This window comes from Mycobacterium sp. (assembly GCF_044223235.1).
GTDB lineage: Bacteria > Actinomycetota > Actinomycetes > Mycobacteriales > Mycobacteriaceae > Mycobacterium.
Genome location: NZ_JBGAME010000002.1, coordinates 268,397 through 283,906, shown reverse-complemented (window position 1 = coordinate 283,906; position 15,510 = coordinate 268,397). Strand labels below are relative to the sequence as shown.

At 66.7% G+C, this 15,510-nt stretch carries 13 protein-coding genes; 9 read left to right on the top strand and 4 right to left on the bottom strand.

The annotated features are described in order from the left end of the window. On the bottom strand, nucleotides 1–1,008 hold the full coding sequence (locus ADBZ6K_RS04390) for a phosphotransferase enzyme family protein (protein ID WP_526344629.1): 1,008 nt from the start codon (nucleotides 1,006–1,008) through the stop codon (nucleotides 1–3). Between the two features lie 172 nt (nucleotides 1,009–1,180). Between ADBZ6K_RS04390 and ADBZ6K_RS04385 the strand changes: the two genes are divergently transcribed. The 4 genes from ADBZ6K_RS04385 (at nucleotide 1,181) to ADBZ6K_RS04370 (ending at nucleotide 5,727) form a co-directional block, all read left to right on the top strand. Then, complete coding sequence (locus ADBZ6K_RS04385; protein ID WP_526344628.1) at nucleotides 1,181–2,500, top strand: class-III pyridoxal-phosphate-dependent aminotransferase; 1,320 nt, start codon at nucleotides 1,181–1,183, stop codon at nucleotides 2,498–2,500. Nucleotides 2,501–2,513: 13 nt separating this feature from the next. Next, the gene (gluQRS, locus tag ADBZ6K_RS04380; protein WP_526344627.1) at nucleotides 2,514–3,398 is read left to right on the top strand and encodes a tRNA glutamyl-Q(34) synthetase GluQRS; all 885 of its coding nucleotides are present in this window, start codon (nucleotides 2,514–2,516) and stop codon (nucleotides 3,396–3,398) included. Nucleotides 3,399–3,478: 80 nt separating this feature from the next. Then, nucleotides 3,479–4,954 carry an ABC transporter permease subunit gene (locus tag ADBZ6K_RS04375; protein ID WP_526344626.1) on the top strand — a complete coding sequence of 492 codons (1,476 nt, stop codon included), beginning with the start codon at nucleotides 3,479–3,481 and terminating at the stop codon, nucleotides 4,952–4,954. Continuing rightward, nucleotides 4,951–5,727, top strand: coding sequence for an amino acid ABC transporter ATP-binding protein (locus tag ADBZ6K_RS04370; protein ID WP_526344625.1), 777 nt, complete (start codon nucleotides 4,951–4,953; stop codon nucleotides 5,725–5,727). Before ADBZ6K_RS04375 ends, ADBZ6K_RS04370 begins: the two co-directional genes overlap by 4 nt. A 145-nt stretch (nucleotides 5,728–5,872) precedes the next feature. On the opposite strand, the gene tgt is transcribed toward ADBZ6K_RS04370, so the two are convergent. Then, complete coding sequence (gene tgt / locus ADBZ6K_RS04365) at nucleotides 5,873–7,102, bottom strand: tRNA guanosine(34) transglycosylase Tgt (RefSeq protein ID WP_526344624.1); 1,230 nt, start codon at nucleotides 7,100–7,102, stop codon at nucleotides 5,873–5,875. Nucleotides 7,103–7,309: 207 nt separating this feature from the next. Here tgt and ADBZ6K_RS04360 point away from each other — a divergent pair, with 207 nt between their 5' ends. Both ADBZ6K_RS04360 and ADBZ6K_RS04355 read left to right on the top strand, forming a co-directional pair. Then, complete coding sequence (locus ADBZ6K_RS04360) at nucleotides 7,310–7,819, top strand: lipoprotein LpqH (protein WP_526344623.1); 510 nt, start codon at nucleotides 7,310–7,312, stop codon at nucleotides 7,817–7,819. Between the two features lie 65 nt (nucleotides 7,820–7,884). Beyond that, nucleotides 7,885–8,625, top strand: coding sequence for a class I SAM-dependent methyltransferase (locus tag ADBZ6K_RS04355; RefSeq protein WP_526344622.1), 741 nt, complete (start codon nucleotides 7,885–7,887; stop codon nucleotides 8,623–8,625). Nucleotides 8,626–8,634: 9 nt separating this feature from the next. Here ADBZ6K_RS04355 and ADBZ6K_RS04350 read toward each other — a convergent pair whose 3' ends face one another. Then, entirely contained in the window at nucleotides 8,635–9,978 is a 1,344-nt protein-coding gene (locus ADBZ6K_RS04350; protein WP_526344621.1) for an NAD-dependent succinate-semialdehyde dehydrogenase, read from the bottom strand. A 241-nt stretch (nucleotides 9,979–10,219) separates the two neighbouring features. Between ADBZ6K_RS04350 and ADBZ6K_RS04345 the strand changes: the two genes are divergently transcribed. Continuing rightward, complete coding sequence (locus ADBZ6K_RS04345) at nucleotides 10,220–11,977, top strand: penicillin-binding transpeptidase domain-containing protein (protein WP_526344880.1); 1,758 nt, start codon at nucleotides 10,220–10,222, stop codon at nucleotides 11,975–11,977. Here the strand turns inward: ADBZ6K_RS04345 and ADBZ6K_RS04340 are convergent. Then, a complete protein-coding gene (locus ADBZ6K_RS04340; RefSeq protein ID WP_526344620.1) occupies nucleotides 11,959–13,518 on the bottom strand; it encodes a pentapeptide repeat-containing protein in 1,560 nt (519 codons plus the stop codon). The two genes, ADBZ6K_RS04345 and ADBZ6K_RS04340, sit on opposite strands and share 19 nt — an antisense overlap. 508 nt (nucleotides 13,519–14,026) lie before the next feature. On the opposite strand from ADBZ6K_RS04340, the gene ADBZ6K_RS04335 reads away from it, so the two are divergent. Both ADBZ6K_RS04335 and ADBZ6K_RS04330 read left to right on the top strand, forming a co-directional pair. Next, entirely contained in the window at nucleotides 14,027–14,779 is a 753-nt protein-coding gene (locus tag ADBZ6K_RS04335) for a TIGR04255 family protein (RefSeq protein ID WP_526344619.1), read from the top strand. Beyond that, nucleotides 14,776–15,507 (top strand): hypothetical protein, encoded by a 732-nt coding sequence (locus ADBZ6K_RS04330; RefSeq protein WP_526344618.1) that lies wholly within the window; start codon nucleotides 14,776–14,778, stop codon nucleotides 15,505–15,507. The genes ADBZ6K_RS04335 and ADBZ6K_RS04330 overlap by 4 nt, the downstream gene beginning before the upstream one ends. Nucleotides 15,508–15,510: the final 3 nt, after the last annotated feature.

Sequence of the window (15,510 nt, the reverse complement as noted above, 5' to 3'; positions counted from 1 at the left end):
TCACCCCTGTGACGAGGCGACCGCGTCGGCCAGCCAGTCCGGATCCGACAGGTACCGCTGCGCCAGCTGGGTTGTGCCGGAGGCGAACCCGTCGGTGAAGGCGATCGCGTGGTCGGCGTCGGAGTGCGAGGCCACCCACGCGGTGAGCATCAGCCTCCGCAGCATGACGAATGTCGGGATCATGTCGAGGTGTTCGGCGGGCAGGTCGCGACGTTCCCGGTAGCCGCGTAGCCAGTCGGCGATCATCCGCTCGGCTTCCGGGGTGTCCTCGATGAACGACACCACCGCGCCCAGGTCGGCCAGGTACCACGACCACCCGCAGTCGTCGAAGTCGATGACCGTGATCGGACCGCCCTTGCCGTCGACCATCAGATTGGCCATCCGCAGGTCGGCGTGGATCAGACCGAAACGGTCTGGGCCGCAGCCGAACCCGGCAAGGCGGCGAGCCACCTCCGTTGCTGCTCTTTCGACCAGTACGGTGTCGCGTTCCGACAGGCCGGGTGCGTGGCGCCAGTTCCCCCACCGCGCCCCTGCGCCCAGGGTGGCCTCGACGTCCCAGCTGAACCGGGTGAAGAACTCCGGCGCCCGCCAGCGTTGCACGTGCTCGTGCATGACGGCCGTCATCCGGCCGAGCTCGTCGAAGCCGACGGCGTCGGGTTGTTCTTCGGCCGTGCAGCCCGGGACAAAGGTGACCGCGTCGACGTGCAATGTGTTGCCGCCGACCTCGGCGGGCAGCACGTCGGTTCCATCGGCCGCGTGGATCAGCTCCGGGGTGACGACGGTCGTCTCGGCGCGCAGCGCGGCCATCCACCTCAGCTCGGACCGGATCGCGGGCAGCGAATGGTAGCCGGGACGGTGTACTCGCAGGACGATCGGATCGTCGTCGTCGACCAGATAGGTGGCGTTCTCCGACAGGCTCAGCAGCCGTAACGGGCTGTCCGGGTCGCGGCCGAAGGCGGGCAGCACCGCCCTGGCGTAGGCGTCATGGTCGGGCGGCAGTCCTGACATGGTCACAGTGTTCCCCATTTGGCGCGATCGAGCAGACCAAAAAATCTACTTGCCTTGGCAAGAACCTCATCGTGTGCCGTTTGACCTGGCGTTTCACGGAAGTAAGAATGACAGCGTCATCGTGGATACCGTGGCCGACCCCGAAACCAGACCAAAGAACCGAGGAGCGGGCGTGGGTTTCTCCAACATCATGGACTCGAACAGCTACTCACCCGCGACTGATGACCCGGCCGAGGACCCGTTGATCATCGCCCGCGAGCGGATGCTCGGACCCGCATACCGGCTGTTCTACGACCGCCCCGTGCACCTGGTGCGCGGGGTGGGCAGCCACCTGTTCGATGCCGACGGGGTGCGTTACCTGGACGCCTACAACAACGTGGCCAGCGTCGGGCACTGCCACCCGCGGGTGGTGGACGCGGTGACCCGCCAGATGTCGACGCTCAACACCCACACCCGCTATCTGCACGACGGCATCGTCGACTATTCACGGCGTTTGCTGGCGACGCTGCCGGCCGAGATCGACCAGGCGATGTATGCCTGCACCGGTTCGGAGGTGAACGACCTCGCGCTGCGGGTGGCCGAAATGCACACGGGCGCAAGGGGAATCATCATCACCAGGGACGCCTACCACGGCAACACGGCCGCCGTGACGGCGATCTCGCCGTCGCTGGGCGGGGCGGCGACCGTCGGCCCCCACGTGCGGTTGGTAGATCCTCCGGACAGCTATCGGGTGCCGGAAGCTGAACGCGCCCAGTGGTTCTCCGAGGAGGTCGCGCAGGCCGCCGACGACCTGCAGGCGGCGGGATCCGGGGTGAGCTGCCTGATCGTCGACACCATCTTCTCCTCGGACGGCATCTACCCGGATCCCTCGGTGCTCGCTCCGGCCGTGGGTCTGGTGCGCGCCCGTGGCGGGGTGTTCATCGCCGACGAGGTGCAACCCGGATTCGCCCGCACCGGCGACGCGATGTGGGGCTTCCGCAGACACGGCGTCGTTCCCGATCTGGTGACGATGGGTAAGCCGATGGGCAACGGGATGCCGGTGGCGGCGCTGGCCGCTCGCGCCGAGGTCCTGCGAACCTTTGCCGAAAAGGTGCCGTACTTCAACACATTCGGCGGCAATCCGGTGTCGATGGCCGCGGCCGCGGCGGTGCTCGACGTGATCGAGGATGAGGGGCTGCTGGCCAACGCGCAGCGGGTGGGGGCCGCGCTGCGCGGCGAACTCGCCGGAATCGCCGCCAACCATGCCCGGCTCGGGGACGTGCGTGCGGCGGGTCTGTACGTCGGCGTCGAGATCGTCACGGACCCCGACGCCAAGACGCCCGACCGCGCGGGCGCGCGGGATCTGGTCAACGCGCTGCGGCAGCGGCGGGTACTGATCTCGGTGTGCGGTCACGACGGAAACGTCCTGAAAATCCGTCCGCCGCTGGTGTTCTCGATGTCGGACGTCGACTGGTTCTGCGCCGAGTTCGTCGCCGCACTGGCCGGCTCATGACGGGAGCACCCCCGTGACACCGCCACCCGGCGCGGGCCGGTTCGCGCCGAGCCCGTCGGCCGATCTGCACATCGGCAACCTGCGTACGGCGGTTCTGGCCTGGCTGTTCGCACGCTCGACGGGGCGTCGCTTCCTCTTGCGCGTCGAGGACCTCGACGACCGGACGTTCTCCGACATCGGGGAGCGGCAGGTAGCCGACCTGGCGGCGATCGGACTGACCTGGGATGCACCCCCGGAGTGGCAGTCGGCGCACCGCCCGCGTTACGACGCCGCGATCGACCACCTGGTGAGCACCGGTCAGGTATACGAGTGCTATTGCAGCAGAAGGGATATCGCCCAGGCGCCGCAGGCGCCGCACGCACCCCAGGGCGCCTATCCCGGCACCTGCCGGGACCTCACCGACGGCGAACGCGAGGCCCGGCGCGCCGAATCGGGCAGGCCGCCGGCGCTGCGCCTGCGCACCGACACCTTCGTCTACTGGGTGGCCGATCTCCTGCACGGCCAATACACCGGCATCGTCGACGATTTCGTGGTCCGGCGCGGTGACGGGGTGCCCGCCTACAACCTCGCCGTCGTCGTCGACGACGCGGCCCAGGGCGTCGACCAGGTGGTGCGCGGGGATGATCTGCTCTCGTCCTCACCCCGGCAGGCCTACCTGGCGAACCTGCTCGGCTATCCCGAACCGGTCTACGCACATGTGCCTTTGGTGCTCAACGAGGACGGCGCCCGGCTTGCCAAACGCGACGGCGCCGTCACGCTGGCCGAGATCGGCGCGCCGCGGGCGCTGGCGCAGATCGCCGGTTCGCTCGGGTTCGCGGCCGACTCCCCCGAGGGCATGGTGGCCGAATTCGATCCGGCGCGGCTGCCCCGGAATCCGTGGATCTACCGGCCGGATTGAGCCTCGGCCCGCCGGGTTTCGTGCGCCGAGTGAGCAGAACCCTTGGGCAGCGCTCATGTCATTGCTAGGTTGCGCCGGTGATGCATTACTGGCGAAGAGCGCTGCTCGCTTTCGTCCTCCTGGCCGCGCTGCTGACCGCCGCCTGCGGGACGGGTTCCACCGGCGACGAGAATCCGGTCCAGGCATCGGGTGTGCTGCGGGTGGGCACCGAGGGGGTCTACGCACCGTTCAGCTACCACGACCCGTCGACCGGCCAGCTGACCGGCTACGACGTCGACGTCGCCCGCGCGGTGGCGGACAAACTCGGTGTGAACGTCGAGTTCGTCGAGACGCCATGGGATTCCATCTTCGCCGCGCTGGAGGCCAACCGATTCGACGTCGTCGCCAACGAGGTCACCATCACCCCGGAACGTCAGGCGAAATACGACCTCTCCGAACCGTACTCGGTCGGCGAAGGCGTCATCGTCACCAGGGCCGACGACGATTCGATCAGCTCGCTCGACGACATCAGGGGCAAGGTGGCCGGTGAGACGGCCACCAGCAACTGGGCGCAGGTCGCCCGCGACCACGGAGCCACCGTCGAGGCCGTCGAGGGCTTCACCCAGGCCATCAAGCTGCTCAACCAGGGCCGGGTGGACCTGGTCATCAACGACAGCATCGCGGTGTACGCCTACCTGGCCGAGACCGGCGACACGACCGTCAAGATCGCCGGGAACACCGGCGAGAAGAGCGAGCAGGGATTCGCCGCCCGCAAGGACAGCGGCCTGCTGCCCGACCTGAACAAGGCGCTCGACGAGCTGCGTGACGACGGCACCCTGGCGGGCATCTCCGACAAGTACCTGAAGGCCAACGTCACCGGCGCACCGGCACCCGCCGACGGCCAACCGGCGCACCGCTCCACGTGGCAGCTGATCGCCGCCAACCTGTGGCCGCTCGCCAAGGCCGCGATCACCATGACGATTCCGCTGACCATCATCAGCTTCGTCATCGGGCTGGCGATCGCGCTGGTGGTGGCGCTGGCGCGACTGTCGTCAAATACCTTGATCCACAACGTCGCGCGGTTCTACATCTCTGTCATCCGGGGTACGCCGCTGCTGGTCCAGTTGTTCATCGTGTTCTACGCCCTTCCCGAACTCGGGGTGAAGATCGACCCGTTCCCCGCCGCGGTCATTGCGTTCAGCCTCAATGTGGGCGGCTACGCGGCCGAGATCATCCGGTCGGCGATCCAGAGCATCCCGAAGGGGCAGTGGGAGGCCGCCGAGACCATCGGCCTGAACTACACCGGAGCGCTGCGACGGATCATCCTGCCGCAGGCCACCAGGGTGGCGGTGCCACCGCTGTCGAACACCCTGATATCGCTGGTGAAGGACACCTCGCTGGCTTCGACGATCCTGGTGACCGAACTCCTGCGTACCGCGCAGATCGCGGCCGCACCGACGTTCGAGTTCTTCGCGCTGTACGGCACCGCGGCGGTGTACTACTGGGTGATCTGCCTGGTGCTCTCGTTCGGCCAAAGCCGTGTCGAGCGCCGGCTGGAAAGGTATGTGGCCCGATGACCAATCATCAGGATGATGCCATCGAGTACCGGGTGGTGGCCGACGGAGTCGAAAAGGCCTTCGGCGACAACAAGGTTCTCAAGGGGGTGTCGTTCAGCGTCGCGCGGGGCACCGCGACGACGATCATCGGCCCGTCTGGGTCGGGCAAAACGACTTTGCTGCGGGCACTCAACGCGCTCGACGTCCCCGACGCCGGGGTGATCCGCGTGGGTGACACCGAGATCGACTTCTCGCGGCCGGTGTCGAAGGATCAGCTTCGCCGATACCGCGCGCAGAGCGGGTTTGTGTTCCAGTCGCACAACCTGTTTCCGCACAAGACGGTGTTGCAGAACGTCACCGAGGGGCCGCTGATCGCGCAGAAGCGGCCCGCCGCGGAGGTCGAGGCCGAGGCGATCGACCTTCTCGCACAGGTGGGGCTGGCCGACAAACGGGACCAGTATCCCTATCAGCTCTCCGGAGGGCAACAGCAGCGCGTCGGCATCGCCAGGGCGCTGGCGCTGCGGCCCAAGGTGGTGTTGTTCGACGAGCCCACGTCGGCGCTGGACCCCGAGCTGGTCGGTGAAGTGCTTTCGGTGATCAAGGATCTGGCGGTCGAAGGCTGGACGCTGGTCATCGTCACCCACGAAATCCAGTTCGCCAGACAGGTTTCCGATCAGGTGCTGTTCACCGACCAGGGGGTGATCCTCGAAAAGGGACATCCCGCCGACGTGATCGGCAATCCGAAGGAGGCGCGCACCCGGCAGTTCCTGCAGCGGATCCTCAATCCGCTGTGAGCGAGGGCGTAGCTCACCGTCCACCATCCACCATCCACCGCGCCGAAATCCACGTTTTGCATGCACCCACTCGTCGTTTGCCTGCAAATCGTGGATCTCGGCGCGAGACGGGCCGGCGTCGGGCCGACGTCGAAGAAGCGCCCGGTCAGCTGCGGTAGTACCGGCCGAGGACGTGGGCACGGAGTTCGTCGAATTCGCCTGCGGTGATGGATTCCCGGATCTGGTCGACGAGGCGTACGACGAACCGCTCGTTGTGGATCGTGCACAACGTCTTGGACAGGATTTCCTTGGCCTTGAACAGGTGGTGGATGTAGGCCCTGGTGTAGTGCGCACAGGTGTAGCAGTCGCATTCGGCGTCGATCGGGGTGAAGTCGCGCCGGTACTTCGCGTTGGTGATGTTGAACCGGCCGGTCGGTGAGTACACCGCCGCGTTGCGCGCCACCCGCGAGGGTGAGACGCAGTCGAATGTGTCCGCGCCGGCGGCCACCGCGTCGAACAGGTCGTCGGGTTCACTGATGCCGAGCAGATGGCGCGGCTTGTCGGCGGGCAGTTCGCTGCTGACCCATCCGACGATGGTCGCCAGGTTCTGTTTTTCCAGCGCGCCGCCGATCCCGTAGCCGTCGAAGCTCAGCCCTTCTGCGGGCCCCGGCCGGTCGCCGATCGTCGCCAGCCCGTGGGCGGCCGCCCGCCGCAGGTCCTCGTACTGCGCGCCCTGCACCACCCCGAACAGGGCCTGCGCCGGCCGGTCCGGGTGTAGCCCAGTCAGCCTGCGGTGTTCGGCCAGGCAGCGTTCGGCCCACCGGTGGGTCCGCAGCACCGACTCCTCCTGATAGCCGCGGGTGTTCACCAACGTCGTCAGCTCGTCGAACGCGAAGATGACGTCGGCGCCCAGCTGATGCTGGATTCCGATGGATACCTCCGGGGTGAACCGGTGCGTCGAACCGTCGAGGTGTGAACGAAAATTGACACCGTCCTCGTCGACCACCGCCAGTCGCTCCTTGCCCGGGGCGATGATGTCGTCGGCCTGCAGGCGCTCGGCGTCCATCGCGAGAACCTTGCGGAACCCGGCGCCGAGCGAAAGCACCTGAAAACCACCACTATCGGTGAACGTCGGGCCCGGCCAGTTCATGAACGCGCCCAGTCCCCCGGCGGCATCGACGATGTCGGGACCCGGCTGCAGGTACAGATGATAGGCATTGGCGAGAACGGCTTGTGCGCCAAGGTCTTTCATTGCCTCCGGGAGGACGGCCTTGACAGTGGCCTGGGTGCCGACTGCGATGAACGCGGGGGTGTGAATATCGCCGTGGGGTGTTCGGATGACGCCGACGCGGCCGAGCCTGCCCGGAAGTTCGGCCTCGACGCTGAAGAAGCTCATCGCAGCAGCAAAGGGTGATCGGAGCAGAACTGATCGGGCACCGGCCTATTCAACAGCACCTCTCGCCGAACCCCCGTGGAGGTCCCTATCCGGTTTCGATGTCAGCACGTTTGCAGCAAATTCCGCACTGCCCGTGCGCAGCAACCCCCATACTGCTCGGGATGGTCCGCCGACGTCGACGGGCCACGTGACCAAGGGAGACAAGTCGTGAAGCGTGGATTTCTGATCTCCGTCGGCGGCGCCGCGATCGTCGTCGCCGGCCTGTCCGGCTGTTCATCGGGGAGTTCGTCGTCCTCTGAAACGACGACCGAAACGACGGCCGCCGCTGCCACCACTACAGCCGAGGAGACCACCAGCGCGAGCGCCGCCGCCGCGCCGGGCTCCCCCAAGGTGAGCATCGACGGGCAGGATCAGAACGTGCAGGGCACGATCGTTTGCGCGTCGATGGGCGGCAACGTCAACATCGCGATCGGCGAAGCCACCACCGGTATCGCCGCCGTGGTGAGCGAGGGCGACTCCCCGACGGTCTCGTCCGTCGGCCTCGGCAACGTCAACGGAGTCACCCTCGGCTACCAGCAGGGCGCGGGCCAGGGCGAGGCCACCGCGACCAAGGACGGCAGCACCTACACCATCTCGGGCACCGCGACCGGCGTCGACATGGCCAACCCGATGCAGCCCGTGAACAAACCGTTCGAGATCGTGGTCACCTGCCCATAGCCCTCCAGATCGGCCCGACCAGCGGCGTCCCATAGGCGCCGCGGGTCCGTGCCACTCTGGGAAGGGTGACCGATACAAATATCACTCTGCCTCCCGCGCTGAGCCGGGCGCTCGATCTGCTGATCGAACCCCCGGCGAATCCCGACGTCAGCAAGGGCTATCTCGACCTGCTCGGCGACCAGACCGAAGCCGCGCCGCGGAACACCGGCCGGATACAGGCGCTGTGGGCCTCGCCGCTGGGCTCGCGGCTCTACGACAACGCCCAGGCGCTGGGGCGCAAGGTGTTCACGCTGTGGCACCAGCCCACCGAATGGCTGAACATCCCCGCCGGCGGCACCGCGCTGGACATCGGCTGCGGTCCGGGCAACGTCACCTCCGCCTTGGCTGCCGCGGCGGGGACCGGCGGGCTCGCCCTCGGCGTCGACATCTCCGAACCCATGCTGACCCGTGCGGTGCGGGCGGAAGCCGGGCCGCAGGTCGGATTCGTGCGCGCCGACGCCCAGCGGCTTCCGTTCCGCGACGCCTCGTTCGACGCGGTGGTGTCGATCGCTGCGTTTCAGCTCATACCCGATCTCGACGCCACCGTCGCCGAAATCGCCCGCGTGCTCCGGCCGTCGGGACGCGTCGCCGTGATGGTGCCCACCGTCGGACGGGCCGCGCGGTTGCTCACCAAGCTGCCGAACAGCGGCGCCCACATCTTCGACGAGGACGAACTCGGAGACCTGTTCGAGGCGCGCGGCTTCGTGGGCGTGCGCACCTCGAACTTCGGCTCCGTGCAGTGGGTGCGCGCCAAGCACCCCGGGTGACGAGCGCGCTCAGACGATGCGGATCAGCTTCTTGTTGACGAACTCGTCGATGCCGAACCGGCCCAATTCCCGGCCGAAGCCGGACCGCTTCACCCCGCCGAACGGCAGCTCGACGCCCTCGGCGCCGACGCAGTTGACGAAGACCATGCCCGCGTCGATCTTGTCGGCGACCCGCTTGGCCTGGTCGGAGTCGGTGGTGTAGACGTAGGACCCCAACCCGAAGGGGGTGTCGTTGGCCACCTCCACGGCCTCGTCCTCGGAGGACACCTTGTAGACGGTGGCCACCGGGCCGAACAACTCCTCCTTGTACGCGGGCGAATCCTTGGTGACTCCGGTGAGCACACCGGGCGGGAAGAAGGCGCCCTTACGCTCACCGGCCGAGACCAGGCTGGCACCACCCTTGACGGCACGGTCCACCTGCTCCTCGAGGCGTTCGGCGGCGGCCACCGACGACAGCGGCGCGAGCCCGTCGGCAGCGGCCAAGACCTTCTTGGTGAACTTGTCCAGGAAGTCGTCGTAGACGGTGTCGGCGACGATGAACCGCTTGGCCGCGTTGCAGGCCTGGCCGGTGTTCTCGAACCGGCCGGCCATCGCCGATTCCACGGTGGCGTCGACGTCGTCGGAACTCAACACGATGAACGGGTCGGATCCGCCGAGTTCGAGCACCACCTTCTTGAGGTTGCGTCCCGCGATCTCGGCGACCGCGGCGCCCGCACGCTCGGAGCCGGTCAGCGAGACGCCCTGCACGCGCGGGTCGGCGATCACGTCGGCGATCTGCTCGTTGGTGGCGTAAACGTTGACGTAGGCGCCCGGCGGGTAGCCGGCGTCGTCGAAGATCTTCTGCAGCGCGGCCGACGACTCGGGGCACTGCGGCGCGTGCTTGAGCACGATCGTGTTGCCCAGCGTCAGGTTCGGCCCCGCGAACCGGGCCACCTGGTAGTACGGATAGTTCCACGGCATGATGCCAAGCAGCACGCCGACCGGGCCGCGGCGGATCACCGCGGAGCCCTCCCCGTCGAGCAGTTCGATCGGCTCGTCGGCCAGGAACTTCTCGGCGTTGTCGGCGTAGTACTCGTAGATGGCGGCCGAGAAGTCGACCTCGCCCAGCGACTGGTCGATCGGCTTGCCCATCTCACGGTTGATGATCTTGGCCAATTCCTCGCGCCGTTCGCTGTGCAGCTGACCGACCTTGCGGATCAGCGCAGCGCGGTCGGCGACGGACGTCGACTTCGACCACTCGTTGTAGGCCTTGGCCGCCGCGGCCAGCGCCTCCTCGATCTGTTCGTCGCTCGCGGTCGGGTACTCCTGCACCGTATCCCCGGTTGCGGGATCGACTACTGCGTACAGACTCATCTCACGCCCCTTGCCCAAATTTTCGGTCTCATGTGTGGAGAGGCGCGGCGACGCCGGAGGCGCCACCCACTCGTCCACTTCGCACAGCATCCGTCTTACCTCATTCGCCGGGATTTATTCGAGACAAGTGCCGAATCACCGGTTTTGGTGCGGGATCCGTAGGTTTGACACGGTTATTTGCCTGCACCCGCCAGCACGCTGTTAGGTCGTAGCGGTGAGTCGACACACATTGGCCTGGCTGATGAGCTGTGTTCTGGTCGCCGGCCTGGCGGGCTGCTCCCTGTTCGGGCCTGATCCCCAGGACCGGTTCGCAGCGTTCGCCGATGCCCTTCAACGGCGCGACGCGGCCGCCGCGGCCGAGCAGACCGACGACCCCGACACGGCCAAGGCGACGATCGACGGCATGTTCGCCGGGATGGGTCAGGCGGCCTCCGTCATCGTCACGGTCACCGGCGCCGCCACGCCCGCGCACAACGACGAAACCTCGACACTGGGGTATCACTGGAGCTTCGGGAACGGCCGCGAGTTCAGGTACGACACCAGCGCGACGGCGATCCGCAACGGCGACGACTGGCGGATCGCATGGGCGCCGACCCTACTGCACCGCGACCTGACACCAGGGATCAACTTTCAGTTCAGCCAGGACGCCGACCTGTTGACACCCATCGTGGACCGCACCGGCCAACCGCTGATGACCTGGCAGAACGTCGGCGCGGTCACCCTGGAACGGGTCCACCTCAACTACGCACCGGATCTGGCCGCGGTGCTGTCGCGGTTCGACCCCGTCACGCCGGAATGGATTGCCCAGCAGTTCGACTCGACCACCGAACCCGCGGTGACGGTGATGCGGCTGCGGGAGTCCGACCTCGCGCAGGTGTCGGACCAGCTCACCCAGATTCCCGGGGTCAGCGTCAGGGAGCAGGGTGACCTGCTGACCGCCAATCCGGAGCTCTCCTCACCGGCGATCGGCGAGCTGCCGAACGTCTGGCACGACTGGATCAACAAGTCCGCAGGCTGGTCGGTGTCGCTGGTCGACCGTTCCGGCGCCCCCAGCGAGGAACTGGTGTGGACGCCGCACGGACCCACCGAACCACTGCGCACCATGCTCGATCTACGGCTGCAACTGCTGGCACAGCAGGCCGTCGCCACCGAGACCCTGCCCACCGTGCTGGTAGCGATCTCGGGTTCGAGCGGCGGCATCCTCGCGGCAGCCCAGAACGACGCCGCGGATGCCCAAGGGCCGCTGGCATTTTCGGGCCTCTACCCGCCGGGCTCGACGTTCAAGACCATCACCACCGCGGCGGCGCTGCAGGCCGATCTCGTGCACCCCGACACGCCGGTGGCCTGCCCGGGGCGGCTGACCATCGAGAACCGCACCATCCCCAACAACGACGAGTTCGACCTCGGCACGGTACCGATGTCGACGGCGTTCGCGCGGTCCTGCAACACCACGATGGGTGCACTGGCCGACCGGCTGCCGCCCAACGCTCTGACCGACACCGCGCGAGACTTCGGCATCGGGGTCGACTACGTCGTCCCCGGACTGACCACGGTGACCGGCCGGGTGCCCAACGCCGACACCCCGGCGCAGCGGGTGGAGAACGGTATCGGGCAGGGGTCGGTCACCGTGACACCGTTCGGGTTGGCGGTCGCCGAGGCCAGCCTGGCACACGGGTCGACGATCACCCCGAGCCTGATCGACGGCGAGAAGACCACCGCCGACACCCCGCCGGTGCAGTTGCCGCCCAACATCGTCGACGACCTGCGGGCGATGATGCGCCTGACGGTCACCGAGGGAACCGCGTCGGCGCTCAGCGACATCGACGGGCTGGGCGGTAAGACCGGCACCGCCGAGTTCGGCGACAACACGCATTCGCACGGTTGGTTCGCCGGGATCGCGGGCGATATCGCGTTCGCGACGTTGGTGGTCGGCGGCGACACCTCCGCACCGGCGATCTCGGTGTCCGGAGAGTTCCTGCGTCAGGCGCTCGCTGGGTAGGTCGCGTCGGTGTCCGGGGTGGTGCCGAGGGCGGGATTCCGCGCGGCCTTCGTTGTAGGGGCGCGAGCCCGGCTTGGACCGTCCTCGCTCGCGGCGGGGCGGAAGCCGTAGCAGCGGCTGTGGATGCTGAACAGCCGCATCGGGTCGGCCAGTTCGGCGCCGCGCCGCGTCAGGTCACCGGGGTCGTGTGTCCGCAGGTCGGTCTCGTAGAACACGGCCCCCCGCAAGGCGTTGTCACCCAACGGCAGAAGGGTCGGCCAATCCGGCAACCCCTCCCACGACGCGGGCAGGTACGGGCGGCGCCGCTCTCCGCCCAGCTGCGCCCGGACGACCACGGCACCGACGAGATACGACGCGGTGAAATCGGTGCCCTGCAGTTGGGCGTGGCAGAAATGTGCCCCGCAGGCGTCGGCGTGGACGAGGCGGGCGTGGCGCAGATCGGCGCCGTGGAATCTGGCCTCGTTGAAGGTGGCGACCACACCACCGGGCGAGATCCGGTCGGGCAGGTGATACTTCACCGGCCGCACCCCATCGGTGTAAGCGGTCAGCCCGACTGTGCGCGCCCCCTGACCCGGATCGACCAATTCCGTTGTGGCGTAGGCCAAACTCGCATCGCTGAGATCGGCATGGTCGAAGCGAGTCTCATACAGCTGCGCGTTATCCAAACGGGCACCCGTCAGGTCGGCGTCGACAAACCTAGCCCCGCGCAGCCAAGTGGACCGCAGTATGCACCGTCGCAGATTGGCCCGCTCGAAGTTCGCGAAGCGTGCACTCGATGCCGCGAGGTCCACCCCGATCAACGTCGAGCGAGTGAAGTCCGCCCGATCCAGCACGGCGTTCCGGAGATCGAGCCCGGCCAGCGTGCGTTCGTGGAACCGCGCCCAGCGCAGCCGTGAATATCGCAGGCTGCAGTCGAGGTGTCCCCAGTCGGCTCCGGCATCGCCGTTGAGGCGGGTATGGATGATCTCGACGATGGTCTGCCGGATGGCGAGGTCCTCGTGCTGCTCGGCGGAGAGCTGGCTTCGCTGAGTGAGATCGGCCAGCCGGTCGTCGTCGGGCTGTGGCTGGCGGATCATCTCCTTGAAGAGGTCCACGCACACCTGCTGCTGGGTGGCGGCTTCCCTGCCGGTGGCGGGGTCGATGCCGCGCAGCGCGCCCCAGTCGTCGCACAGTGCCGCGAGGGCGTGGACGCGGGCAATGCGATCGAAGCCGCGCGATTCCGACCCGCCGGACAGATGGGCGGCGATGTCGGAGAAGCGATCGTGCAGGCGCTGTTTCCGGTCGGCCAGCAGCCGCTGCTTCTCCAGCGACCGGCCCTGCATGGCGCCGTGATACGCCACGAGGGCGCCCGCCAGCACACCCGCCGTCGCCCCGAGTGTCGCCAGCGGCTGAGCCGCCACCTGCCAGAAGCCACGCCAATGAAACACCGACCAGCCAACGGTCAGCAGAACGATCGGGACCACAAGGACGCCGAGCAACACGACACCGGCGTGGAACACCCGATCACCCGTGCGCCCATTCGTCGGGCGTGAAAGGACCATGGCCGCGACCGTAACTCGGGGGTACGACACGTCGCGGAAGGCCGACCGGGAGGGGAGCTGGCGGTGGCGGTGGGATTTGAACCCTATCCGCCCCCCACATCAGAAGCCTGAGATGACTTCTAGCTGCATAAACACATCACTGTTGTTCACTCGGTATGCATCTGAATAGCAGGCAACTGTGGGCAGAATGTGGGCACGCGGGCATGGTCCCTGGTTGGCCTGAGCGCACTGCGACGCAATGCTGCAACTTTCCGCGCGCGACCTCCTGATCCTCGCCGGCGCGACCGGGACCGGCAAGACGACATTCCGGTTATGGCACATTAGAGCCATCTCGGGAAGCCTGTGACCTGCGGCAGCAAGTTCCGCCGGAACGAACCGGCACAACACCGACGTTATTCATAATGTCCATAGACGCGCCGACCGGCGCGCACAGCCACGAGGGTTCGCCGAGGGTAATCTCGGATCACCTTCGTTGACCGGGCAAAACGAGGGGAAGGGGAGTGTCGCCGTGACTGACGACGTAGCGCCTCGCCGCGAGTACCCGAACCCGCCGATCGCCGAGGTGATCTGTCAGGTTGCTTTCGCTAAGCCTGTTTCGTGGTCCGCTGCTACCCCAGGTCTGCTCTATGGTCGCATCCGAGAGGAATATCCGGCCGAACCAAAGGCCCAGAGCGCAATTGAGGCGACCTTTGACCAGAACGATGGCGACGTCCAAGTCATGCGGGGTAGCCAGCGATTCATCTTCTCAAATGGGGAACAGAATCGACGGCTCGTAGCGAACGAATCCTGCGTGAGCGTCAATGCCCTTCCGCCGTACGAGAATTGGGACAGCCTGCAGCGGCGATTCCGATCAGCGCTGGACATCTATAAAGACGAGGTCGCCGAATTCACACCAAAGACCGTGAGCCTGCGCTATATCAACAGGATCGAGATACCCGCCGAGAGCATTGACACGACAGACTATTTCACGATCCCGATCGTGACCACACACCAGCCAGACGCGCGGATACATGGCTTCATGTCACGGTCGCAGTCGAGATCTCCGCAGACTTCTATCGCCACGACCGTGACCTTCGCTAGCGTCGTCGGACACGGAGTAGAGGGAGAGTCCGCGTTCATTCTCGACATTGACCTTGAGGTCCCAGCGCCGAGCGATGCGAGCTTTGAAATGCTCGCCGAGCTCGCCGGAGAGCTCCACCGTTGGGAGAACCACGAATTCGAGTCGAGCATCACTGACAAATGCAGAGAGTTGTTCAAATGAACACAACTGCCAAGACAATGCAGCAGTACAGCGGTCCAAAGCGAGCGATCCTCGGATGGCTTGATGACACCGATACGACCAGATCCGTCCGTGTATCGCTTGACGACAGCGATGCCGTAATCGACGTGCTGCCGGACATCGTGCACGGCGGTACGCCATCCCAAGATTCAGGACCGCACGCAACAGTCGAACCCGTCGTTGTCGGCATCGGCGGCGGCTTAGTCATGTCGGGGATCGACCTCCCGTATTTCGCACAACCTCCAGCGGAACTCGCGGACCGCATTGCGGCACGTACGCGCGACCAGATCCGCGCGTACAACACAGCGCTCGCGGATCTATGGATAAGCGATCTAGCCGCGTCGCACGGCGTAATGATGTTCGGCAGCGCTTTCAGCACCGAGGCTCGACCGCCCGACGTTAAACCGATGCGGGCACTCGTCTCCCCGGGCATTGGTATTGACACACTCGGCAGGCATTGCGACTTCCACAGCAGCGCGGAAAGTACGCTCTCCGAGATCACCCGCATCATCGGATCGGTTCTGGGTGACTGGAAAGAAGCGCTGAGCAGTTGTCTCGGCGACGACGAGCCGACCGCATACACGGACGACGCGGGCGAGTACCCGCCGCTCGCGCGCAACTACGCCGACGTCAAGGTTCGGATCCACGGCGACGACAAGGCGAAGCAGCGCAGGTACACCGACGAGGACCATCAGGTCTGGAGGCGCTAGCCT